We start from the raw sequence: 24,231 nt of genomic DNA on the forward strand, positions 1-24,231 counted from the left end.
TTCATAATAGCACCAGTAAGAAGAAAACAAGCTTTACGGTACTACTAGTTATCAAAGATGTTACAGTAGTTTATTTAGAATCAGATTGATTAAAAGGTTGTATTATATGGCCTAATAATTTCGAAAAAATGTCGGTGTGGCATAAAACAATTATGGAGGTTAAAGATATGAGTACTTCAAATTTGAATGAAATAAGTAAACAAATTTTAAAAGAGGAGGAAACACTTCAATTTTCCTCTTTTACAAATGAAGATGCCTTGCAACTAGGTTTATTTATCGTTGAAACAGCAAAGCAAGAGGGGAAATTGATTGCTGTTGATATAACGAAAAATGGTGTGCAATTATTTCATTTCAAGATGACAGGGACAAATGAGGAAAATACGAAATGGATTGAGCGTAAAAAACGAGTCGTTTCCCTGCATGATCGTAGCTCGTATTATATGCAGATACAAAGTGAAATAACTGGGGTCTCCTATAATGAAAAATATCTTTTAGATACTTCAGAATACGCTGCGTTTGGTGGATGTTTTCCTATCAGAATAAAAAACGTAGGGGTTATTGGAATGATAACAGTTTCAGGATTACCACCAGAAGAAGATCACGAATTGGTAATAAGGGCAGTTAAAAATCATTTGAAGCAATAGTAAAAATAAATGTGATGGTTAAGTAAAAGCCAAGAATGAACATATTATTGTTCGTTTTTGGCTTTTTATTATTTTTTCTTATAGTCGGCTAAGAGGGTTCTTTTACAGGTAGTACTTAATTTTGCAATGTTCTTTAAATTGCATCGTTTTGTTCGAGTGAGCGAAATTGCTGTAATTGAAGATGCTCTAAATTAATGTGAAATTTGGTGATTAAAGTAGCTACATTTCATATTTGTGTAAATATGAAACAAGCAGGATACATGAATAGAGAATGGGTAAAATAGTACCGAATGATGATTAGATTTTATGAATGATGTTATAAGGCTTTTTTTAGGAAAACTGAAGGAAGCAGTGTGTTTAGATTTAGAATGACTGGCAATGGGTGCTAGGAAGTTCAATGATTCAAAAATGAACTCATTTAAACGCATACTATCTTCGAGATGTATCATTTTGAAGAATATTAAAACTTAGGAGGAACGGAATTATGACAAAAAATTTCTATACTGCACTGAAAGAAAGACGTACTTACTATGGGATTAATAAAGAGGTACAAGTATCGGATGAAAAAATTAAAGAAATCGTGGAGTTTGCTGTGAAATATACTCCATCCGCTTTCAATTCTCAAACTGCACGATTAGTTGTATTATTTGGTGAAGCTCATGATAAATTATGGGATATTACCACTAAAACATTAAGAAAAGTAGTTGGAGATGGAGACTTTTCAGGAACGCAACAAAAAATGGATTCTTTTAAAGCTGGTTATGGAACAGTATTATTCTTTGAAGATGAGGCTATCGTTAAATCGCTTCAAGAAAAGTTTGCTGCATATGCTGAAAACTTCCCAATTTGGTCACACCAAGCATCAGGTATGCACCAATTAGTCGTGTGGACAGGTTTAGAAGCAGAGGGATTAGGGGCATCATTACAACATTATAATCCATTAATTGACGATGAGGTAAAACAAGAATGGAATGTCCCTGCTAATTGGAAACTAATTGCACAAATGCCATTTGGTAATCCAACAGCTGCACCAGGTGAAAAAGAATTCCAACCACTTGAAGAGCGTGTGAAATTTCATAAGTAATATTCGAATGTAATAAAATAGAAATTTAATCAGTGGTGGTCTTACTGTCCGCAAATAGCAGGGGAAGCTAACTGTATTGTAAAAATAAAACTGTTTATTAATAAAAAAGCTTATTCGTTTTTTTTATTAATCGAGTATGTATGAATAAAAGATTTTAAAACACTATTTTAATCTGTAAGGGAACAAGGTGATCGTTTTGATCACCTTGCTTTATTTCTTACATTTTATTTATTAAAAAACGCTAGCTTTTCATAAATGCTTGAAAAATTAGCGTTTTAATAATAGGTATCTGTAATTTGATTACTTAAAACTATATACGAAAAAGCTTTTATGTTATTCCTCAAGTTCTATCCATTCCTGTGACCATTCTTCTATTCCGCGAATAATAGCTTCTAAAGCAAATCCTTTTTGAGTTAAAGAATATTCTATACGAACTGGTGTCTCAGGAAAGACTTTACGTTCGACAATTCCTTCTAGTTCTAATTCTTTCAATCTTTCTGAAAGTAATCTTCCGCTAACAGGAAGAGAAGATTCAAGTGTACAAAAGCGCTGAGATCCAGAAAAAAGTTGGTAAATAATTAGTGCTGTCCATCGTTGACTAAAAAATTTCATTCCTTTTTCAAAGCGAGGGCATAATGTAGAATCATTCATTTTCCTTCACCTCCTAAAATAAATTATATAACATCTTACTATTAGTAACAAATGTTTTTATAATTAATTACTTGACGTAAATTGATTACGAATGTATACTCACTTACATAAAATAACTAAGTTGTTTTATGTAACTAAAACTCTTTTCTTTAAATGGCCAAAGTTGTAATGATACATATTGCATATAAGCTGAGAGAAAAAAGAATAGCATCTGTAAAAACACTTACGTTGTGTAAGTTAAACAATAAAAAATATAACAATGGAAGAGAATTTTAGAGATTCTCTATACTAGGAGGTACCTAATGGTTACAACAGATACAATTCATATGTTAGAAGATAAAATTCAATTTATACATCAAGATGGAAAGGATATTTATTTAGTAGGCCCTATCAAATTGCCAATTAATTTATATGGGGAGACTAAAGTTTTTCAATGGTATTCTTGGTTACAATGTAGTGAGGTTACAAATAGTGTAGAAGGAATTATCGAAAAACTCTCATCTATTAATTTAGCTGATATGCAGCAATCTAGTGTACTTGTATATGGTGATTTTGAGAATTCTGAAGATGCCCTAATTCGTATGCATAGTATTTGTCACACCGGTGATATCTTTGGTAGTAAACGTTGTGACTGTGGATTCCAATTAAAGCAGTCTTTACAAATGATTACAGAACATGGTTCAGGTGCTTTATTTTACTTAGCGAATCATGAAGGAAGAGGAATTGGCTTGTTTAGTAAAGCTATGACGTACCTCTTGCAAGAAAATGGGTTAGATACAGTAGAAGCTAATCTGAACCTAGGTTTTGAAGATGATGTTCGAAACTATGATGATACAATTGAAGTATTAAAAGCGCTACGCTCAAAACCTGTAAAACTTATTACAAATAATCCGAAAAAATTAGAAGCGTTACAAAAAGCTGGATTAAATGTTACGAGTCGTGAACCGTTATGGGGTGATGTCTCAGAGTTTAATGAGAAATATTTGCAAACGAAGATTCAGCGTTCTGGACATTTTGAAGGGGGACACTTACATGCTTGAGCATGAATTGTATATGAAGCTAGCACTAGAAAATGCCAAGGCTATGAAGGGACAAACGACTCCAAATCCATTGGTTGGATCTGTAATTGTAAATGATAATCGAATTGTAGGGGTCGGAGCACATATGAAGGCCGGAGAACCACATGCCGAAATACATGCGATACGTATGGCTGGAGAACAGGCACGTGGTGGTACAATTTATGTAACTCTTGAACCTTGTTCTCATCATGGTAGAACAGGGCCTTGTGCTGAAGCAATTGTACAAGCAGGAATTAAGAAGGTAGTAGTTGCTACACTTGATCCAAACCCGCTTGTTTCTGGACGTGGAATTAAAATTCTACAAGATGCAGGTATTGAAGTACTTGTAGGAGTGTGTGAAGAAGAATCTAAAAAAATAAATGAAGTCTTTAATAAATATATTTTGACAAAGCGCCCATTTGTAACGATTAAATCAGGAATTACATTAGATGGGAAAATCGCTACGTCTTTATCGGATAGTAAGTGGATTACATCTACAGAAGCAAGACAAGAAGTACACCAAATACGAAACAAAAATGCGGCTATTTTAGTAGGAGCGAATACTGTTCAAAAGGATAATCCATCATTGACAACGCGTATTCCAAATGGCCGAAATCCAATTCGAGTAATATTGGACTCGACATTACGCATACCGATGGAAGCTAACGTTGTTACAGATAGAGAAGCTCCTACCTGGATATTTACAACAAGTAATCATGCAGAGGAAAAAAAGAAAGCATTAGAAAATGCAGGAGTTAAAGTATTTGTTACTAGCGGAGAAAAGCATATAAACTTACATGAAATGCTTGATATTTTAGGACAAAAAGGAGTTTCCTCCCTGCTTATTGAAGGTGGTGGAGAAGTAAATGCTTCGTTTATTGAAAATAAACTAATGGATAAAATTATTTTATATTTCGCACCTAAAATTATTGGAGGTAGATTGGCGCCTAGTTTTGTAGAGGGGACTGGTATTACTAAAATGAAAGATGCAATTGAATTTAAGGATATATCATTTACCCAGATTGGAAAAGATTATAGATTTATTGGCTATCCAGCATATCGGAAAGATGAGCAATAAGGGGAATAAAAACTACTTATATGTTCCGATAAATGGATTGCAGAAAGGAGCGATGAAGAGTGAAGTTTGGATTTGATATCGATGATACACTAATTGATTTAAGGCAGCATGCTTTTCATTTATATAATAAGAAATTAAACAAAAAAGTAGGGTTGGATGTATTCCATTCTTTAAAAACAATTGAAATTCATGAAGCATTTGGCATGACTTCCGAGGAAGGCGGTCATATGTGGAATAGTTTGCTGGATGAGATTTATTATACTTCTTGTTCACCGTTTCCGTATGCTGTAGAGACATTGCAAGAATTAGAAAGACAGGGACATGAAATTTACTATATAACGGCGCGACCTAAAGAGCATGGAGAGCAAACAAAAAAATGGTTAATAGAAAAAGGATTTCCGGTACATGAAGATCGCTTTTTCTATGGAATGAAGGATGAAGAAAAAATACACTTTATACAAGAAATAAAATTAAACTATTTCTTTGATGATAAGCCGGCTGTTTTAGAAACGTTAATAGGAAAACCGATAAATGTATATGCAAAAACTACTTCTTACAATCAATATCTCAATATCCCGCGTATTACAAATTGGATGGAGTTAGGAGATATTATAAAGAAAGATATGTGAGGATTTAAATGGAAAATCAAATAGAGCCAAGAGCATATTGAGTATTACAATTTTAGAGGAAAGACATACGTATTATGTCTTTCCTTATTTTTTAATATTATCGTTTTTATTAGTGTGATGTGCTAGGAGTACTTCTAATAGAGGGGGAATAGAAAAATGAGCAATAAGAAAAATATTTTTAAGCTAGTCTTGTATGGAAGCGTAATTTATATATCATACCAGTGATGGTTTTCCCTGGTGCCACAGTATATGCGGATATTTTGGGTAAGAAGTTCAAGAATTAATGAGATGTGTTCATGATCATGAATTTTTGGAAAACGAAAATTACAATGTTAGGTTATTTTGAATCAGTAGTGGACGATATGCAAAATTACATATTACAAAATAAACATCGTAATTTTTGGATTCTTGGTATAAAATACATTACTTAAACTATATATTAGAATGGAGAAAGTGAATTGGAATTATTAAGAAACAGTAAGATTGGTACAAAACTAAACATATTAATAACTATATCAAGTATTGCATGTATAGTATTATCCCTAATAGGGTTTTGGGGGTTAGAAAGAGGGAAAAGTACTTCCTCTAATATGTATGAGGATAATTTACTGCCAATTGAGTGGATTGGAATTGTAGAATCTAATTTTTATCACGTTAATATGAACTTTATGGAAATAATGTTATCAAAAGATGAAAAAAGAATGAACGAATTAATAAGAGAAATGGATGGGATTCGTAAGGAAAATGATCATCTTTTAAAGCAGTTTGAGGCTAAACTTATTTCTACTAAAGAAAAAGAATTATATAACACGTTTCATGAAACATTTAATGAATTAAGGACTCAAATGAAGAAAGCACAAGAATTAGGGAAGTCTAATAATGAGGAAGCATATGCATATTATCTAAAAGAGATTGAACCTAATATGCAAAAATCAATAAAATCAATTCGTGAATTGATTTTATATAATAGTAATAATGCAGAGCTTTTACAGAAGGAAAATAATAATAGTGCTCAAAATACAATGATAATGTTTGTTAGTATTTCGATTTTAGCAATTTTAATAATTATATTAATTGGATATGTTATTAAATTAACTATCCGAAAACCACTTGCATTACTACAAAATGATATGGAAAAAGTAGCAGCTGGAGATTTAACAATACGTACTCCTTATAAAGCAAATAATGAATTAGGGCATATTGTTCAGTCTTTTAATAGTATGTTAGATAACCTTCAACAATTAATTGCGAATGTTAAGATGACAACACAAGAGGTTATTTTTACTACGGAGGGTGTATTACAAGATACAAATCGAGCGTCTAGTATTTCAAATGAGGTTGTACAGACTGTTTTAGAAGTAAAAACAAAAATAGAAGGACAGGTAACTAGTATTCAGGAGAGCTCATCCTCAATGGAAGAAATTACAACCGGGGTGCAAACTGTAGCTGAATCTTCAGCAGTAGTCGCTGAGGTAGCAGTAACGACTACAGAACGAATAAATATCGGTAGTGAAGTGATAAATCACTCTATTCTTCAAATGAATAGTGTGCATGATGTTGTCGAGGAAACATCAAAAGTAATAAATAAACTTGTTACACGTACACAACAGATTGATACAGCTCTCGCTGCAATTACTAATATTGCCGAACAAACGAATCTTCTTGCCTTAAATGCCGCTATTGAAGCGGCACGTGCTGGAGAGAATGGGAAAGGATTTGCAGTGGTTGCCGCAGAAGTTCGAGACTTGGCTGAGCAATCTAAAGAATCTGCAAAAGAAGTTAATCATTTAATAAAATCCATTCAAAAAGATACCCAAGATACAGTTAATGTCATGCAAAAAGGACAACAAAAGGCAGTAGAAGGAAAAGAAGCTGCTTACAAAGCGAATCAAACCTTCTTGTCTATTATGAGAGATATTGATAAGATTACAGGTCAAATTCAAGAAGTATCCGCAGCGACAGAAGAGATGTCTGCTGGTACAGAAGAAGTAAATGCTTCTCTTTCGCTAGTTTCTGAAACTGCAACGGATGTGAAAAAGGAGACTCTTCAAACTGTAAATTCAATTCAATCACAGGCCGTATCAATTGAACAAATATCAATCCAATCCAACAAAATGAAAGAAAAGGTGGAAGAATTAACGGAATTGGTTTCAAAATTTAATATTACAGAACAAAAAGAATAAGTAAATTGTAAAAGATTAGGTACGGCTATCAGCCTAAAAATAATTGATTTTTTACGATTAAAAAGATTTTAGTAATTAATTCAATCACAAGTGTAATAACATGTATAAAAAACATGAAGACTTAAGAGTCTTCGTGTTTTTTTTATTGAATAATGTCTGAAAAAATATTGATAATTATACGATATTTTGGAATTTATCACAAAATATTCATATATGCAAAATTACATACATTTAATGATTGATAATCACGAGTTAATGTAACTATAATAATTACACTGATAAGTAACTTATTGACGACAATTATAAGTGAAGAAGGAGGGCTTTATTGTATTTTGTATATAAAAAAATAGAGAAGGAGATATGCAAATGAAAAGGTTACTTGTTATAGGCCTAATGTATACAATGTTTTTCCTCATAGGAAATATACACTTACATGCTGATGAACGAATAAATGCAAAAAAAATTACTAGTTTAGAAGAGCCTACTTGGATATTTCAGGCGGGCATAAGTAAGGGGAAATATCATGATCGACAAGATTTAGGATTTATTTTGAAGAGAAATACACCATTAAAGGTAAGACAAACAAATCCTAATTTTAAAGACAAATTAACATTACGTTTATTGTCTAATGACTCAAAAAATGAAAAATCCATACAAGTAGGAAATGAATGGGTTACTATCCAAGGTGATACGTCTTTAGTTCCTTTCATAGATACTCCGTATGGTGAAGAGCACGCTGTACTTGAGTACCAAGTAGGGAATGAAAGTGCTACTAAACCCCTTCCCATTTATAAACAACAAGGAAGTGTATCTCAATTTTTTAGTACATGGGATCAATTTGATGGAGAGTATGCGTTACTTCAAGGGGAGAGTTTTCAATTATTTGTACCTAAAAAAGATAAAGAGTTAGTAAGATCTTTAAAAGATTTTCAATCATTGGATGAGTTAATTGCGTATTATGAAGATATTTTTGTGATGTATGATTCAATTATTGGTTTAGATGGCTCAACGTTTGAAAATAAAAAAAGTCAAAATCGTTATTTCTTAAAAGCAGATATATCTGGTGCTGGCGGTGCCTATTATGGCACAAATTGGACAGCGAATAGTACAGATAGTACAAAGATGTGGTTAGATAAACTAAGTTGGGGAACTTTACATGAAATCGCTCATGGATACCAAGCTGGTTTTGATAATCAAGGAATATTTACAGGAGAAGTTTCTAATAATCTATTTGGTGTTCAATATCAATATAGTAAATACGGCAAAAAAGCAGATCAACTTGGTTGGTTGTTTAATTTCGGGAAAAAGGAACAGGTAGAACGGAATTTATATAATGCTTTAATGAAAGAAAATAAAAATTATGATGATTTAGATTTACGACAAAAACTTATTCTTTTAACGATGGCGAAACAAAAAGCTGGCGATGAAGCATTTGCAAAAATGTATCAAGGTTATCGAAAACTAGCTAGCAATGCTGCTTTCAAAAAAGGTGACCATTCTTTACCAGATTTAATGAATCAGTATTATAGTGAGAATGGACAAGTTGATTTTACACCTGTTTTTGAAAGATGGGGCTTTAAGCTTAATCATAAACAAATAGAGATGAATAGGGCGAAAGGTTTTCCGGCTGTTACTTCTTTAGCTTATATAGTGCCTGAATCACAATTAGCGAAAGCAAGAGCTATAGTTGATCCTGATATTCCGATAAACTCCAACTTCGAAATAGTTACGAATCAGCAAATTGCTCCACTTGGGTTAAAAGGGAATTTGCATATCCATTTAAATACAAATGAAATAGATACATTAAGAGGAGGAAAAATTAAATTAAAAGAAGGGAATACAGTTATTCAAGAGAAAACAATTGAAACACCAGATATCAATTTACAAGACGTACCAAATGGAGTGTATACGGTTGAAATTTCAGGTGGGAAAACGAATAGTATGTACCATTTCAGTTCGTATTATGCCTATGTAAAAGAAAAAGATAATAGTCTAAAGGTTGATATTAACGAAATGAAAGTGAGTAAGTTGGTAAATGAAACGATTCAATTCCTAGGATTAGGAGATGACCAGTTTGCCGTATTAAATACAGACTTAGAGCAAAATCGAGCTATTTTTACGGTTACTACTAAAACGCCTCATAGCTATTATGCAGGTGAAAAATATGCATCGATAGAGGTCTTTAATGAAAAAGGTGAAAAAATTTATACGAAGGAAATGGAAGGAACAAATGTAACAATTGTAAAAGATATCATTCCACTAAAAGAGGGATATAGAATTAAAATCTATCATGATGAAATAAAAAAACGATTAACTAGTAAAGCTACTATTATTAATCCTATGAATAAAATGAATGAATTTATAATAACAAAATGGGGATTGAAAAATACTTCTTTGCAAAATAATCCAGAAGAAAATCTTATACAAAGAATTGATGAAGAAATGGAAGCGATTATAGGTAATCAGTTTTTAAAAGAGATACCAATGCAAAAATTAGAAATGAAAAAGAATGTGTGGATGGCAATAAATATGTTATCAGAACCACAAAAAATAACGTATATGAATAAATATAAAGATAGCTTATATAATGAATAATTTTTGAGAAATGAATTGAACCTAAAAAAGTAGCAAACCAATCTATTAACCTATGTATGTAGAGGTATGTAAAAACGATTGGCTATAGTTAAAATTTTTTATCTATGCTTAAAATTCTAAAATGCATTTATTTAATTTAATAATACGATTATAAAGGGGTAAAAATATGAATAATTTCGTAAAGGTAGGTTTAACTACAGGAGTGGTGTTATCGGCGATTATGCCTTATGGAGGAGTACATGCGGAAACAGAAGATTTAAAAGTGGAAACAAAGGAAGATACGTTCCGAACAGGTAATTTAACAGCACCTTCTCAAAATTCGGCAGAAAATGTAGCAAAGGATGCACTAAAAGGAAAAACAGAACAAGCATTATCATCAAAGCAAGTTAATACGGAATCCAAAGTTAATTATAATGTTACGCAAAGTCGTAAATCCTATGATGGTACTACATTGGTACGTCTTCAACAAACGTATGAAGGACGTGATGTATACGGATATCAACTAACAGCACATATTAATGATGATGGTGTACTTACGAGCGTTTCGGGAGATAGTGCCCAAAATTTACAACAACAGGAAGATTTGAAACAACCTATTACTCTATCAGAAGAGGATGCAAAGAAACAGCTTTTCAACATCTATGGAAATGATCTCACATTTATTGAAGAACCAGAAATTAAACAAGTGGTATATGTAGATGAAAATACAAATAAAGCTACAAACGCATATCAAATTACTTTTAGTGCATCTACACCTGAATATGTATCCGGTACAGTATTAATTGATGCTTTTGGTGGTAATCTATTAAAAGAACTCGTTCAAAAATTGGGTATACAAGTAGAGAGTAGTATTGTCCAATCTGCGACATCAAATAAATCAACAGATCCTTCAAAATTAACAGGTACAGGAAAAGATGACTTAGGTATTAATCGTACGTTTGGAATTACACAAAGAAGTGATGGAACGTACATGCTTGCAGATTATTCTCGTGGTAAGGGAATTGAAACATATACTGCTAATTATAAAGATTATAATAATTATAGAAGAAATGTATGGGGTTATCTCGATGATTTAGTAACAAGTAATTCTACAAATTTTACAGATCCTAAAGCAGTTAGTGCCCATTATTTAGCAACGAAAGTATATGATTTTTATCAAGAAAAATATGGCCGTAACAGCTTTGATAATAACGGACAAAAAGTAATTTCTGTCGTTCATGGTTGGAACACAAATGGTACGAATAAAGGAAATCCTAAGCAGTGGTTTAATGCATTTAGTAATGGCGCTATGCTAGTATACGGAGATCCAATTGTTAGAGCATTTGATGTGGCAGGACATGAATTTACACACGCGGTTACAAGAAATGAGTCTGGACTTGAGTACGCAGGAGAAGCTGGTGCAATTAATGAAGCGTTATCTGATATTTTAGGAGTAGCAGTTGAAAAGTATGCCAATAACGGAAAGTTCAATTGGACAATGGGAGAACAATCAGGTCGTATTTTTAGAGATATGAAAAACCCATCATCTATCTCTTCTAGATATCCAGAGGATTATAGGCATTATAATAACTTACCTATTGATGCTGACCACGATCATGGTGGTGTACACACGAACTCTAGCATTATTAATAAAGTAGCTTACTTGATTGCTAGTGGTGGAAGCCATAATGGAGTAAACGTACATGGCATTGGAGAAGATAAAATGTTTGATATTTTCTATTATGCAAATACGGATGAATTAAATATGACTTCTGATTTTAAAGAATTAAAAGAAGCTTGTATTCGTGTAGCAACGAACTTATATGGTAAAGACTCATTAGAAGTACAAGCTGTCCAACAAGCCTTTAAAGCAGCGTATATTTAATATTATTGTGATGAATTACAAACTCTTTCATTTTAATATAGTGATTAATTTGTATTTATAGACAAAAACCTTGTAGAATTTTTCTGCAAGGTTTTTTTGAATGTTATCCCGCTATTTGCTGGGCAGTAAGACCCCCACCTCAAAATTTAGCTGTTATTTTTTTACTTGTTGTAAAGGATGGAAAGCTTTTAAGGTTGTGGCACGCCTCTTAAGAAAAAGATAAGGCGAAGCGATCTCGCTGTTATTTCCCAACAACAAACATTTTATTTAGTGAAAGTTACCAAACGTTTTTCAAAACTATTTTACCTATTGCTTTATTTGACTCCAAATATTCATGTGCTTGTGCAACTTCATCAAACGTAAAAGATTTAGAATCTAGCAATGGACGAAGTTTTCCTTCTTCTACAATTTGCGTTATTTTCGTTAAGATTTCTCCGCAATCATTACGCTTATCTGTATGTAATATTTTTAATGCCATAAAAGTAACGTGCAGAGAGAGTCCTTTTGCGTGTAAAGGAGAGAGGTCATGGGTTGAACGAGCTGCAATAGTTACGACAGTTCCATTGACCGCAGCAGCTTCAAAAGAATGATCAAGATTCTTGCCGCCTACTGTATCAAATATAACTTCAAATCCGTTTCCGTTCGTATGTTTTTGTACATATTCTTGAACAGATTCTTCTTTATAATTAATAGCTATATCGGCTCCTAAACGATGGGCTATTTCCATTTTGTTTTGCTGAGAAGCTGTTGTAAAAACTTTAGCGCCTGCCCATTTAGCTAGTTGAATGGCTACGTGTCCTACGCCACCAGTAGCTCCATGAATGAGAACATTTTGACCAGGTTTAATATTTGCACGATCAAATAAAGATTCCCAAGCTGTAATTGCAACTAATGGTAGAGCAGCAGCTTCTTCCATTGTTAAATTATTAGGTTTGTGAGCAATTAATCGTGCATCAGCAAGCATAAATTCTGCAAGTGCACCTCCAGTTTCTTTAAAACCTCCGGCACATCCGTATACTTTATCCCCTGATTTGAATTTCGAAACACCTTCTCCTACTTCAATAACAATACCAGCTACATCGCCGTGTAATATAGCTGGAAACTCAGGAGCGACGGCTGAAACGGCCCCACTACGCATTTTTGTATCGATTGGATTTACACTTGTTGCTTTTACATCGATTAGAACATGACCTGGTAAAAGTTTCGGTTTTGAAACTTCTTCTAATTGAAATACAGATGAATCCCCAAAAGAATGGATAATTTGTGCTTTCATAGTTTATACCTCCTGTTTGTGGTTATAGCATAGCAAAGTACGAAAAATAAGTATAATATTTTGAATTTTGTTAGTGAGAATTTTATATAGAGAAGGGGAAAGTGCATGAAATGAAATAATGTAACGTACTTCTAAAAACTACTGTAAAGCTTTTTGAAGAAAGGGTAGATGTTATTTTTGCAGCATGATTTATTCATTATGTTTATTATTACTCACTTAGTATAGGTATTTTAAAGTGCTACATCACTTTAAAGTACGTACTGCTATTCATGTTATGGCCGATTTATAATAACACTCGTAGCACAAAGAAAGTTATAACGATTACAATAGGCAACAATGTGGTGTTACAGTATTGCCTATCAATTTTGAGTAGAAATATGAAAAGTATAGATTTATATGAATGAAGGAAAGAAAGTGGATTGTGAGCTACAAAAGGATTAAATCGTCTTATTATAGAGAAGCCTTTTGGTTATAATGTAACGTCTGCTCGTGAGTTTAGTGTTAAATTAATTGAATATTTTGATGAAAATGATATTTATTATAACGATCATTATCTTTGAAAATGAATGGTAACTAGGAATACACTTAGAAAAGTATTACGAAATAAATCGTATGTAATTCAAGACATTTTTATTGACGATAATAATTTATGTGGTTAATATATTAGATATAAGATTATTTAATTACTAAAAGTAATTTGATATAAAATGTTTCGTTAAATTCTATAAATAAGTAAGTTGTGGTAGAAATGCTTTGAATTGCCACTATTAATATTGGGGACAATTAAAAAGCGAAAGGTATAAAAAGAATTGGGATTTGATAACTCTTTGTTTTTATAAAACATGAGCTTCTGTACAATTCATTTTTAAAATATTGACAAGGATTATACAACAAGAGGGGGACTGAAATTGGAATCAATGACCTTTGTTTTATTTGGAGCGACAGGGGACTTAGCAAAACGCAAAATTTACCCAGCACTATATAATTTATATAGAGATCAAAAGCTTCCAAAGCAAATATCCGTTATCGGGCTTGGGAGACGTCAAGTATCTCATGTAGATTTTCAAGAAAGAATAAAAGAATCAATAGAGACGTTTTCCCGTCATAGAGAAGAAGGTACTCCGGAACTCGAAGGTTTTTTAGATAATTTTCGCTATTGTCCATTAGATGTGAGTAAGCCGGAAGACTATGAGAGGTTATTACAAGTCGTTCGTGAAAGGGAAGAAGAATTACATATAAAAGGGAATAGAATGTTCTATCTTTCCGTTGCTCCTGAATTTTTCGAGACCATTGCTTTAAATATTAAGGAAAGCGGACTTGATAAAACGGATGGATGGAAACGTCTGATGATTGAGAAACCATTCGGGCACGACCTTACATCTGCTCGTGAGCTTAACGATAAGCTTAGTCGCACGTTTGAAGAAGACGAGATATACCGTATCGATCATTATTTAGGTAAACCGATGATTCAAAATCTTGAAGCATTAGAATTTGCAAATCCTGTTCTCCAATCAATTTGGAATAAAGAACATATAGCGAATGTACAAATCACAGCGAGTGAAACAGTTGGGGTTGAAGAAAGGGCAGGATATTATGACCAGGCAGGGGCCATTCGAGATATGGTTCAAAATCATATGTTACAAATATTAATGATGACTGCTATGAATCTGCCGGAAAAGGTTAATGCATGTGAAATTCGAGAGGAAAAGCGAAAGGTAATGGAAACGCTTCGTAAAGTGAAAAAAGAAGACGTTCAAAGCCATATCATTCGCGGACAATACGCTGCAGGTGAGATAAAAGGCGGGCAAGTTGTAGCATACAAAGAGGAGCCAGGAGTAAATCCTTCTTCTAACATAGACACATTTGTTGCTGCTCGCCTGTGGATCGATAATCCATTTTGGACTGGCGTTCCCTTCTATATACGAACAGGCAAACGAATGAAAGAAAAGTCTACTCGTATTGTAATCGAATTTAAAAATACGTTAAAACAGCAATATCAAGATAATAATCCAAATGCAGCACCTAACTTATTAATAATTGAAATTAGCCCAGGTGAGAACGTTTCATTACAGTTAAACAGTAAAAATCCATTGAAAAATGGAGAAATTGAACCGATGCGTATTAACTTTACTTGTGAGCAAGCGGATGTGGGAGTACCTGAAGCGTATGAAAGACTCATTCATGATGCTGTGAGTGGAGACGCTACATTCTTTGCACATTGGAGAGAAGTTGAATTGTCATGGGAATGGGTACAACCAATTCTTGAAGCGTTCGAGGAAAACTTATTACCGCTTCATGAATATGAGTCTGGTTCATATGGTCCAGAAGCGTCTAATGAACTGTTACAAGAAAGTGGATTTAAATGGTGGTTAGATCAAGAGACGGAAAAATAAGTACTTTCTTTAATGAAAGCATTTAGGGGGACGATTACTATGACACAAAACATAAATCAATTAGCAGTGAATACACTTCGTACGTTATCGATTGATGCTATTAATGCGGCAAACTCAGGTCATCCAGGTCTTCCGATGGGAGCAGCACCAATGGCTTATGCATTATGGGCGAATCATTTAAATTACAATCCTAATCACCCAGAATGGTTTAACCGTGATCGTTTCGTTTTATCGGCGGGACATGGATCTAGTCTGTTATATAGCCTACTTCATTTAGCTGGATATGACGTTTCAATTGATGACTTGAAAAATTTCAGAAAGTTAAATAGTAAAACACCTGGACATCCTGAGTTTGGGCATACTCCTGGAGTTGAAGCGACTACAGGCCCGTTAGGACAAGGGATTGCTAATGCTGTAGGAATGGCAATGGCAGAAGCTCATTTAGCGGCGAAGTTTAATAAGGATGGTCACTCTATTATAGATCACAATACGTACGCTTTAGTCGGAGATGGTGACTTAATGGAGGGTGTCGCTTATGAAGCGATGTCAATGGCAGGACATATGAAACTTGGCAAGTTAATTGTACTGTATGATTCAAATGAAATTTCACTTGATGGTGAATTAGGCATTGCTTTCTCTGAAGATATTCAGAAAAGGGCAGAATCTGTACATTGGCAATATGTAAGAGTTGAAGATGGAAACGATGTTGATGCGATTACAAAAGCTATTCAATCAGCGAAAGAAAATACGGATCAACCTACTCTTATAGAAATTAGAACCATTATAGGTTATGGAAGTCCAAAAGTTGCTGGAACGAACAAAGCACATGGTAATCCGCTTGGAGTAGAAGAAGCGACAGCGACAAAACAAGTGTATGGTTGGGATTATGAGGAAGATTTCTTTGTACCTGAAGAAGTAAAAGCTCATTTTAATGAACTAAAACAAAAAGGTATTGAAAAAGACAATGACTGGAATGCGCAGTTCAACTTATACAGAGAAGCGAATCCTACACTGGCAGATGAATTAGAAAAAGCGATTACAGGTGAGGTTTTAATTGAAGCGAAAGACATTCTATCCTTTGATACTGAAAAAACAATTTCTACTCGTGTTGCAAGTGGGGAAGCTATTAATCATTATGTGAAATCGATTCCTTCTATTTTCGGTGGAAGTGCGGATCTTTCTCATTCTACGATGACAGATATAAAAGGTGAAGCAGTATATGCAGTAGAATCATATGCTGGACGAAATATATATTTCGGTGTACGTGAACATGCAATGGGCGCTGCAGCGAATGGATTGGCGCTTCATGGAGGAGTAAAACCTTTCGTAAGTACATTCTTTGTATTTAATGATTATCTTCGTCCGTCCATTCGACTGGCTGCACTGCAAAAGTTACCTGTTACTTACGTATTTACACATGATTCGATTGCTGTAGGAGAAGATGGTCCAACGCATGAACCAATTGAACAATTGGCAGCTCTTCGAGCAATTCCTGGTTTAACAGTTATCCGCCCGTCAGATGCAAATGAAACAGCAAGTGCTTGGGCGTATGCTTTACAGCAAACGGATGGTCCAGTCGTTTTAGTACTGAGTCGTCAAAATTTACCGGTGTTTAATGAAACGAAAGCGAACATAGAGAATTTCTCTAAAGGAGCTTACGTATTAACACAAACAAATGAAAATCCGGATGTGATTTTAATTGCGACAGGTTCTGAAGTATCCTTAGCTGCTAGTGCGAAAGCAAAATTAGAAGAAGATCAAGTTTCTGTTCGCATCGTTGCAATGCCGAGCTGGGAGTTATTCGATCGCCAATCGAACGAATATAAAGAATCCGTTCTTCCGTCTTCTATAACGAAACGAGTATCTCTTGAAATGGGTGTATCTCTTGGTTGGGAACGTTATGTAGGACAAGAAGGAAAAGTAATATCAATTGAAACATTTGGAGCTTCAGGTACTGGAGCTGAAGTCATGAATCTATTTGGATTTACGACAGAAAATGTTGTTCAAATTACAAAAAATGTGTTGAATTCTTAAGCTATGACTGTGAATATCTTTCTGTACATATTAAAATTTCAGTGCTGAAAGGTATTCCAGATTGTAGTGATATGGATTTTTAATAAAAGATGATTTGAGGAGGAATTATATTATGCAAGTAGGATTAATTGGGTTAGGTAAAATGGGATTAAATTTAGGGAAAAATTTAATGGATCATAAACATGAAGTAGTAGCATTTGATTTAAATACGAGCGCAGTAGAAGAAATGAAAGAGTACGGGGCAACAGGTACATCTAGTTTAAGTGAACTTGTTCAGTCATTACAATCACCAAGAATTCTTTGGGTAATGGTACCACACGCTGTTGTTGATTCTGTTATTGATGAGGTTACACCACTTTTATCAAAAGGAGATATTTTAATTGAAGCTGGTAATTCACATTATAAAGAGTCTATCCGCCGATATGAGCAATTAAAGAAAGATGGCATTCACTTTATGGATGCAGGAACTTCTGGCGGAATGGAAGGCGCTCGTAATGGTGCTTGTTACATGATCGGAGGAGATCAAGAAGCTTGGGACATCGTTGAACCTATCTTCCGCGATACTGCTGTAGAAAATGGATTCTTATATGCTGGAAAAGCTGGTAGTGGTCACTTCTTAAAAATGGTTCATAACGGAATTGAATACGGTATGATGGCTGCTATTGGTGAAGGATTTGAGATTCTAGAGAAAAGTGAATTTGACTACGATTATGAAAAAGTATCAAGAGTATGGAACAACGGTTCAGTGATTCGTTCTTGGTTAATGGAATTAACAGAAAATGCATTTTCTAAAGATGCAAAACTGGATGAGATTAAGGGTGTTATGCATTCTTCTGGTGAAGGAAAATGGACAGTAGAAACAGCATTAGACCTTCAAACAGCAACTCCTGTTATTGCAATGTCTCTATTAATGCGCTACCGCTCATTAGACAATGATACATTTACAGGAAAAGTTGTAGCAGCTCTGCGCAATGAATTTGGCGGACATGCAGTAGAAAAGAAATAAAGTGAAACTTTAATAAGTAGGGGCTTCATTCCACACAAATCGGGCTTTTACGGGATAAGCATATTAAACATGTAACTCATCAACGTTTAAAAACTGGAGGGAATTAATCATGAAATTTTTTATTGATACTGCAAATCTTGAGGATATAAAAAAAGCATATAAACTTGGAGTTTTAGCTGGTGTTACAACGAATCCTTCTTTAGTAGCAAAAGAGGGCATTAAATTTGAAGACCGTATTGCAGAAATTTGTCAGGCAGTTCCTAAAGTTGAATCTGTTTCGGCAGAAGTAACGCCAGATGCTGTTACAGCTGAAGAGATGATCGCCCAAGCAGAAGAACTGATTAAAATTAACGGTGGCGATGAAAAAGTTACAATTAAACTTCCGATGACGTTAGCAGGATTAGAAGCTTGTCGCTACCTTACTGAAAAAGGTGTGAAAACGAATGTTACACTTATTTTCACGGTGAACCAAGCACTTTTAGCTGCTCGAGCAGGTGCAACGTACGTTTCTCCATTTTTAGGACGTTTAGATGATATTTCTGAAGATGGTGTACTATTAGTTGCTAAAATTGCTGAATTATTCGATGTTCATCAACTAGATACACAAATTATTGCGGCTTCTGTTAGACATCCAGATCATGTAACTCGTGTAGCGATGGCAGGTGCTCACATTGCAACAATCCCTTATAAAGTAATTGAACAACTTGCTATGCACCCATTAACAGACCAAGGTATTGAGAAATTTGCTGCTGATTGGGCGAAAGCGCCTAAATTATAATGTTATGAAAGTGAAGGTGCTTTCCGAAAGTTGTTTTTCATGAGAAGACAAATCCTAAGTAACTTCATCGTTTAAAGTGGATACTGAGTTTGTAGTCTTACTACGTGAAAATAGCAAGAGAAGAAAGTGTCATTCACTTTTAAAAAAGGGAAAATTGATCGCGCGAAGCGTTTATCACAATAACATTATAATTATGGAAGAGAAATCCCCTTATCAGAGAGGTGAGTTAACATGTATCTCTGATAAGGGAGATTCTTTTTGTATAAATTATTATTTTGTGAAGATGATTTGTATATCGATATATAAATTCTTACTCATGAAAGAACTATATAGGTTCTCTTAATTGTATAGCAATTTTGAAAGGGTTTACATAAAGGGGTGGAACTGCGTATGAATATGTACCTTTTAATGATTACATTATTATCAATCGTAATTGTTATTTTAGGGGTATCGTGGTGGAGATGGCATGCATTTATTAGTTTAACGATTGCAAGTTTGTTTTTAGCAATTATGTCTGGGATGCCAATGGATAAAATAGTGAGTGCTTATGAAACGGGAGTCGGCAGTGTTCTCGGGCATTTAGTAGGTATTTTAGTATTAGGTACAATTTTAGGGAAAATGATGGCAGAGTCAGGTGCTGGAATGCAAGTGGCAGAGTTCTTTATTAAATCCTTTGGGATAAAAAACTTACCATGGGCGATGTTAATTGCAGGTTTTATTATTGGAATCCCGGTGTTTTTTGAAGTAGGCATTTTAATATTACTGCCGTTAGTAATTTCAATTCATAAAACAACGAAACAAAATATTTTATTGATAGCATTACCAGCAATTGCTGGGCTATCTGTCGTACACGGCCTTGTTCCTCCGCATCCAGGGGCCATAGTTGCAATTGGTATTTATAAAGCGAATCTTGGGAAGGTACTAATGTATTCACTCATTATTACATTTTTTGCAGCGATTATTGCAGGTCCTATATTTGCGAAATGGATTCACAAACGTGTAATTCCTGAAAATGAGCCGGAATTGATTCGTGTAAATACAAAATCAACGAAATTACCAGGAATAGGAGTTTCATTTTTAGTTATATTGTTACCTGTTATGTTAATGGTTTTAGCTGCAGCAGCTCCTTATGTGCCTCTTTCTAATACTTTGATGAAGATTGTCACATTAATCGGTAGTCCTATAATTGCACTATTGATTGCATGTTTTGCGGCGTTCTATTTTCTTGGATTTCGTCAAGGTATCGATAAAAAAGCTATTAAGAAGATAACAGAAGATAGCTTATTACCAATTGGTTCAATTGTTGCGATTATTGGTGCTGGTGGGGGATTTAAGCAAATTCTCATCGATAGTGGGGTAGGGAATGCTATTGCTCAAATGTCTGAGCATTTAGCTCTATCTCCAATTGTATTAGCATTTATAGTAGCTGGGTTAATTCGAATTGCGACAGGGTCAGCGACAGTCGCTTTAACAACAGCAGCCGGTATCGTTTCGCCAATCGTTGAAAATACGACAGGTGTGAACTTAGAGTTACTCGTTATTGCAACAGGTGCAGGAGCGTTAATGTTTTCTCACGTAAACGATGCTGGGTTCTGGATGGTAAAAGAATACCTAGGCTTAACAGTGAAAGAAACATTTAAAACATGGACAGTATTAGAAACGTTACTTTCATTTATCGCTTTTGGAGGCGTTTTACTACTCGATATGTTTGTTTAAGATAAAGATGTTTCTATTTAGATAATTGTGGCATACAACGTTATCAATAGATAAAAGGAATGTATTTTTATGGTGGGATACTGTAGCAATTTTTTGTTAGGAGGAAGAGATGGTGAGCTCAAAATATATGATTGGTGTAGATATTGGGACAACTAGTACAAAATCAGTTCTATTTTCTACTGATGGATCTGTTATTGCTAGTCATGGAATTGAATATCCTTTATATTCTCCTACACCTGAAACAGCAGAACAAGACCCAGAAGAAATCTTTCATGCAGTAATAAATACGATTAAAGAAACTGTACGAATAAGTAGTGTACAGCCGAATGATATTCTTTGTGTCTCTTTTAGTTCGGCAATGCATAGTATCATTGCTGTAGATGAAAAGGGAAAGCCGTTAACGAGATGTATCACTTGGGCAGATAATAGAAGTGCAAGCTGGGCGGAGAAAATAAAGAATGATATGAATGGTCATGAAATTTATCTTCGTACTGGGACACCAATTCATCCGATGTCACCACTTTCGAAATTAGTTTGGCTACAGAATGAGCAAGCAGAGTTATTCGCAAAAAGTTATAAATTCATTTCTATTAAAGAATATGTTTTTTACAAGTTATATAAAGAATATGTAATTGATTATTCTATAGCATCAGCGACAGGAATGTTCAATTTAAAATCTTTAAAGTGGGATGAAGAGGCTTTACATGTAGCAGGAATTACAGATGAAAAGCTTTCAAAGCTTGTTCCAACAACGCACAGTTTAACAGGATTAGATGAAGAGTTTGCCAAAGAGATGAATGTACTTGTTTCTACGCCTTTTGTAGTAGGAGCGAGTGATGGAGTACTATCTAATTTAGGTGTAAATGCAATAGATCCTGGCGTTGTGGCTGTTACAATTGGTACAAGCGGTGCGATACGTGCTGTAACAAATCGTCCTGTAACAGATCCAAAAGGTAGAATTTTTTGTTATGCGTTAACTGAAGACCATTGGGTAATCGGTGGACCAGTTAATAACGGCGGTATGATTTTCAGGTGGGCTCGTGACCAATTGGGCACTTCAGAGATTGAACTTGCAAAGCGCTTAGGAAAAGATCCATATGAGGTGCTTACTGAAATAGCAGCAAAAGTGAATCCGGGATCTGACGGTTTATTATTTCACCCGTATTTAGCGGGGGAAAGGGCTCCTTTATGGAATGCAAATGCGCGAGGATCTTTCTTTGGACTCGGATTGCATCATAAGAAAGAACATCTGATACGTGCTGTTTTAGAAGGAGTAATTTATAACTTATATACAGTTCTTCTCGCTTTAAAAGAACTAATTGGCGAACCGAAAAAAATTCAAGCGACAGGCGGTTTTGCAAGGTCGGAACTTTGGAGACAGATGATGGCGGATATTTTCCATCAAGACGTATATGTTCCGGAAAGTTTCGAAAGCTCTTGCTTAGGAGCTGCAATCCTCGGTTTATATAGTTTAGGTGAAATAGATACATTATCCGTAGTTTCTGAAATGGTAGGTGCAGATTTTCATCATGAGCCAAACATGGAAAGTGTGGAAAAATATAAAGATTTAACGCCAATCTATATCCGTTTGTCCCGTCAATTGGAAGAAGAATATGAAAGTATAGCAGCGTATCAAAAAAAGTGGGTTTAAAAGCTATTTACCAAGAAAATATGGTAACGTATAAAGAGGTACTCCGATTTTTTAGGATACTCTTTCAACATAAAATATTTTAAAAAGTATGATGAACGAAAAATATAGGGAGAGAGGGTTATGAAAATGAAGGATAACAAAGAGTTTATCGGATATGTTGGGACTTACACGAAAGAAAATAGCGAAGGAATATATAAGTTTATTTTAGACACGGAAGCAAAAAAAATTGGTAATGTAACACTTACTGCTAAGCTGGATAACCCTACATATGTAACGATTAACCGAAATAATGAATATCTCTATTCTGTTGTTAAGGAAGGCGAATCTGGCGGTGTAGCTGCTTATTCCATTGATAGTCATACTGGAGAACTAAAAGTGAAAAATAGACAAGTAGTAGAAGGGGCTTCTCCTTGTCATATTAGTGTTGATAGTGGAAATCATACAGTAGTTACAGCAAATTACCATAAAGGAACAATTGAGTCTTTTGAAATAAATGAAGAAAATGGAACTGTAAATCCTGCTTCATCTATTATGGCACATGAAGGTTCAGGTCCGAATAAAGAAAGACAAGAAAAACCACATGCACATTACGCGGGGTACACTCCTGATGAAAAATATGTAGTGGGCGTTGATTTAGGGATAGATAAAATAATTACGTATGAAGTAAAAGATAGTACATTAATAGAAGTGAATAGCCTGTCTGTGAATCCGGGAAGTGGACCAAGACACATTGCTTTTCATCCAAATGGAAAATACGCTTATGTAATGACGGAGCTTAGTTCAGAGGTTATTGCGCTAACATATAACTCGGAAGAAGGATCCTTTACAGAATTACAGTACATTTCTACTCTTCCAGAACAATTTGATGAAAATAGTCAAGGCAGTGCTATCCATATTTCTTCTGACGGCCGCTTTGTATATGCAGGTAATCGTGGTCATAATAGTATCGCTGTTTATAGCGTAGATCAAAACTCAGGCCAGCTTACATTTGTGGAACATACATCTACAGAAGGAAATTGGCCAAGGGACTTTGTATTAGATCCTACTGAAAAGTTTCTTGTTGCTACAAATGAAAAGTCACATAATCTTGTGTTATTTTCAAGAGATGAATCTACAGGTAAGTTAACACTTTTACAATCTGATGTTGTTGTGCCAGAGCCTGTTTGTGTGAAGTTTTTAAATATATAATTTCAGATGCCTAAACAAAAGCAAAGCGATATCGCTTTGCTTTTTATTATTTCTTTTTCGGTCTACGTACTAATTCGCCGCCGCAGTTTGGACAAACGTTATGTCTTTCTTCTGTACATGGTGCGCAAAATGTACATTCATATACACAAATGTATGCTTCAGAATCTTGTTCGAGCGATTGATCGCAAATTTGACAGTTTGTTTTCATTTCTAGTGCCATAATAAGTCTCCTTTTAGTTAGAAAATTTATAATTTAATTATAATTCATTAAATAGAAATAGTCCTTTTCAATTGAAAGGAAATCGAATGATAAAGTTATGAATTGAAACGAAAGATGCTGGTTTATTTTAAAATTGATTATTTATTACAGTTGGAATATTATGAAATAGTCAAAAGACAACAGGGG

Annotated in this window: 19 protein-coding genes and 1 pseudogene; 17 read left to right on the forward strand and 3 right to left on the reverse strand. The window is 34.3% G+C overall.

The window, feature by feature from the left end; genetic code table 11:
• The first annotated feature begins 128 nt into the window (after nucleotides 1–128).
• On the forward strand, nucleotides 129–644 hold the full coding sequence (locus ACK1U5_RS01685; protein WP_002061924.1) for a heme-degrading domain-containing protein: 516 nt from the start codon (nucleotides 129–131) through the stop codon (nucleotides 642–644).
• 484 nt (nucleotides 645–1,128) lie between these two features.
• The gene (locus ACK1U5_RS01690) at nucleotides 1,129–1,728 is read left to right on the forward strand and encodes a nitroreductase family protein (RefSeq protein ID WP_113710644.1); all 600 of its coding nucleotides are present in this window, start codon (nucleotides 1,129–1,131) and stop codon (nucleotides 1,726–1,728) included.
• Between the two features lie 333 nt (nucleotides 1,729–2,061).
• Here ACK1U5_RS01690 and ACK1U5_RS01695 read toward each other — a convergent pair whose 3' ends face one another.
• The gene (locus ACK1U5_RS01695; RefSeq protein WP_001000104.1) at nucleotides 2,062–2,379 is read right to left on the reverse strand and encodes a winged helix-turn-helix transcriptional regulator; all 318 of its coding nucleotides are present in this window, start codon (nucleotides 2,377–2,379) and stop codon (nucleotides 2,062–2,064) included.
• Between the two features lie 302 nt (nucleotides 2,380–2,681).
• Between ACK1U5_RS01695 and ACK1U5_RS01700 the strand changes: the two genes are divergently transcribed.
• The 7 genes from ACK1U5_RS01700 to ACK1U5_RS01730 all read left to right on the forward strand — a co-directional run bounded on the left by ACK1U5_RS01700 (nucleotide 2,682) and on the right by ACK1U5_RS01730 (nucleotide 11,786).
• Complete coding sequence (locus ACK1U5_RS01700) at nucleotides 2,682–3,419, forward strand: GTP cyclohydrolase II (RefSeq protein WP_000258865.1); 738 nt, start codon at nucleotides 2,682–2,684, stop codon at nucleotides 3,417–3,419.
• Entirely contained in the window at nucleotides 3,412–4,515 is a 1,104-nt protein-coding gene (ribD, locus tag ACK1U5_RS01705; RefSeq protein WP_113710645.1) for a bifunctional diaminohydroxyphosphoribosylaminopyrimidine deaminase/5-amino-6-(5-phosphoribosylamino)uracil reductase RibD, read from the forward strand. The genes ACK1U5_RS01700 and ribD overlap by 8 nt, the downstream gene beginning before the upstream one ends.
• 59 nt (nucleotides 4,516–4,574) lie before the next feature.
• Nucleotides 4,575–5,144: a 5' nucleotidase, NT5C type gene (locus ACK1U5_RS01710; protein ID WP_000668223.1), complete on the forward strand. Its 570-nt coding sequence runs from the start codon at nucleotides 4,575–4,577 to the stop codon at nucleotides 5,142–5,144.
• 296 nt (nucleotides 5,145–5,440) lie between these two features.
• Nucleotides 5,441–5,575, forward strand: coding sequence for a hypothetical protein (locus ACK1U5_RS01715; protein WP_000605687.1), 135 nt, complete (start codon nucleotides 5,441–5,443; stop codon nucleotides 5,573–5,575).
• 27 nt (nucleotides 5,576–5,602) lie between these two features.
• Complete coding sequence (locus tag ACK1U5_RS01720) at nucleotides 5,603–7,327, forward strand: methyl-accepting chemotaxis protein (protein WP_069605305.1); 1,725 nt, start codon at nucleotides 5,603–5,605, stop codon at nucleotides 7,325–7,327.
• A gap of 366 nt (nucleotides 7,328–7,693) precedes the next feature.
• Complete coding sequence (locus ACK1U5_RS01725; protein WP_069605304.1) at nucleotides 7,694–9,922, forward strand: putative mucin/carbohydrate-binding domain-containing protein; 2,229 nt, start codon at nucleotides 7,694–7,696, stop codon at nucleotides 9,920–9,922.
• Between the two features lie 166 nt (nucleotides 9,923–10,088).
• Nucleotides 10,089–11,786, forward strand: coding sequence for a M4 family metallopeptidase (locus ACK1U5_RS01730; RefSeq protein ID WP_001058955.1), 1,698 nt, complete (start codon nucleotides 10,089–10,091; stop codon nucleotides 11,784–11,786).
• 277 nt (nucleotides 11,787–12,063) lie between these two features.
• Here ACK1U5_RS01730 and ACK1U5_RS01735 read toward each other — a convergent pair whose 3' ends face one another.
• Nucleotides 12,064–13,059 (reverse strand): zinc-dependent alcohol dehydrogenase family protein, encoded by a 996-nt coding sequence (locus ACK1U5_RS01735; RefSeq protein WP_000647254.1) that lies wholly within the window; start codon nucleotides 13,057–13,059, stop codon nucleotides 12,064–12,066.
• A gap of 407 nt (nucleotides 13,060–13,466) precedes the next feature.
• On the opposite strand from ACK1U5_RS01735, the pseudogene ACK1U5_RS01740 reads away from it, so the two are divergent.
• The 8 genes and pseudogenes from ACK1U5_RS01740 to ACK1U5_RS01775 form a co-directional block, all read left to right on the forward strand.
• Nucleotides 13,467–13,619, forward strand: a pseudogene (locus ACK1U5_RS01740) (glucose-6-phosphate dehydrogenase); the annotation flags it as partial.
• Between the two features lie 348 nt (nucleotides 13,620–13,967).
• Nucleotides 13,968–15,452, forward strand: coding sequence for a glucose-6-phosphate dehydrogenase (gene zwf / locus ACK1U5_RS01745; protein ID WP_000445362.1), 1,485 nt, complete (start codon nucleotides 13,968–13,970; stop codon nucleotides 15,450–15,452).
• 39 nt (nucleotides 15,453–15,491) lie between these two features.
• The gene (gene tkt, locus ACK1U5_RS01750; RefSeq protein ID WP_069605303.1) at nucleotides 15,492–17,486 is read left to right on the forward strand and encodes a transketolase; all 1,995 of its coding nucleotides are present in this window, start codon (nucleotides 15,492–15,494) and stop codon (nucleotides 17,484–17,486) included.
• A gap of 112 nt (nucleotides 17,487–17,598) precedes the next feature.
• Nucleotides 17,599–18,492, forward strand: coding sequence for a phosphogluconate dehydrogenase (NAD(+)-dependent, decarboxylating) (gene gnd, locus ACK1U5_RS01755; protein ID WP_001195925.1), 894 nt, complete (start codon nucleotides 17,599–17,601; stop codon nucleotides 18,490–18,492).
• A gap of 109 nt (nucleotides 18,493–18,601) precedes the next feature.
• Nucleotides 18,602–19,270, forward strand: a complete 669-nt coding sequence (gene fsa / locus ACK1U5_RS01760; RefSeq protein ID WP_000667676.1) for a fructose-6-phosphate aldolase — start codon at nucleotides 18,602–18,604, stop codon at nucleotides 19,268–19,270.
• 390 nt (nucleotides 19,271–19,660) lie between these two features.
• The gene (gntP, locus tag ACK1U5_RS01765; protein WP_001057623.1) at nucleotides 19,661–20,986 is read left to right on the forward strand and encodes a gluconate permease GntP; all 1,326 of its coding nucleotides are present in this window, start codon (nucleotides 19,661–19,663) and stop codon (nucleotides 20,984–20,986) included.
• Between the two features lie 109 nt (nucleotides 20,987–21,095).
• Complete coding sequence (gene gntK / locus ACK1U5_RS01770) at nucleotides 21,096–22,637, forward strand: gluconokinase (RefSeq protein WP_000254931.1); 1,542 nt, start codon at nucleotides 21,096–21,098, stop codon at nucleotides 22,635–22,637.
• Between the two features lie 120 nt (nucleotides 22,638–22,757).
• Entirely contained in the window at nucleotides 22,758–23,825 is a 1,068-nt protein-coding gene (locus ACK1U5_RS01775) for a lactonase family protein (protein WP_069605302.1), read from the forward strand.
• Nucleotides 23,826–23,871: 46 nt separating this feature from the next.
• Here the strand turns inward: ACK1U5_RS01775 and ACK1U5_RS01780 are convergent, their stop codons facing one another.
• Entirely contained in the window at nucleotides 23,872–24,045 is a 174-nt protein-coding gene (locus ACK1U5_RS01780; RefSeq protein ID WP_001162788.1) for a DUF1272 domain-containing protein, read from the reverse strand.
• Nucleotides 24,046–24,231: the final 186 nt, after the last annotated feature.

The sequence above is a fragment of the Bacillus sp. XB1 genome (genome assembly GCF_053557995.1).

What these genes read in the sequence shown, in the direction of transcription:
- ACK1U5_RS01730 (WP_001058955.1), top strand. Translation starts at nt 10,089, where the DNA reads ATGAATAATTTCGTAAAGGTAGGTTTAACTACAGGAGTGGTGTTATCG.
- ACK1U5_RS01715 (WP_000605687.1), top strand. Translation starts at nt 5,441, where the DNA reads ATGATCATGAATTTTTGGAAAACGAAAATTACAATGTTAGGTTATTTT.
- ACK1U5_RS01695 (WP_001000104.1), bottom strand. Translation starts at nt 2,379, where the DNA reads ATGAATGATTCTACATTATGCCCTCGCTTTGAAAAAGGAATGAAATTT.
- ribD (WP_113710645.1), top strand. Translation starts at nt 3,412, where the DNA reads ATGCTTGAGCATGAATTGTATATGAAGCTAGCACTAGAAAATGCCAAG.
- ACK1U5_RS01775 (WP_069605302.1), top strand. Translation starts at nt 22,758, where the DNA reads ATGAAAATGAAGGATAACAAAGAGTTTATCGGATATGTTGGGACTTAC.
- ACK1U5_RS01685 (WP_002061924.1), top strand. Translation starts at nt 129, where the DNA reads ATGTCGGTGTGGCATAAAACAATTATGGAGGTTAAAGATATGAGTACT.
- ACK1U5_RS01700 (WP_000258865.1), top strand. Translation starts at nt 2,682, where the DNA reads ATGGTTACAACAGATACAATTCATATGTTAGAAGATAAAATTCAATTT.
- gntK (WP_000254931.1), top strand. Translation starts at nt 21,096, where the DNA reads ATGGTGAGCTCAAAATATATGATTGGTGTAGATATTGGGACAACTAGT.
- fsa (WP_000667676.1), top strand. Translation starts at nt 18,602, where the DNA reads ATGAAATTTTTTATTGATACTGCAAATCTTGAGGATATAAAAAAAGCA.
- gnd (WP_001195925.1), top strand. Translation starts at nt 17,599, where the DNA reads ATGCAAGTAGGATTAATTGGGTTAGGTAAAATGGGATTAAATTTAGGG.
- tkt (WP_069605303.1), top strand. Translation starts at nt 15,492, where the DNA reads ATGACACAAAACATAAATCAATTAGCAGTGAATACACTTCGTACGTTA.
- gntP (WP_001057623.1), top strand. Translation starts at nt 19,661, where the DNA reads ATGAATATGTACCTTTTAATGATTACATTATTATCAATCGTAATTGTT.
- ACK1U5_RS01780 (WP_001162788.1), bottom strand. Translation starts at nt 24,045, where the DNA reads ATGGCACTAGAAATGAAAACAAACTGTCAAATTTGCGATCAATCGCTC.
- ACK1U5_RS01735 (WP_000647254.1), bottom strand. Translation starts at nt 13,059, where the DNA reads ATGAAAGCACAAATTATCCATTCTTTTGGGGATTCATCTGTATTTCAA.
- ACK1U5_RS01725 (WP_069605304.1), top strand. Translation starts at nt 7,694, where the DNA reads ATGAAAAGGTTACTTGTTATAGGCCTAATGTATACAATGTTTTTCCTC.
- ACK1U5_RS01690 (WP_113710644.1), top strand. Translation starts at nt 1,129, where the DNA reads ATGACAAAAAATTTCTATACTGCACTGAAAGAAAGACGTACTTACTAT.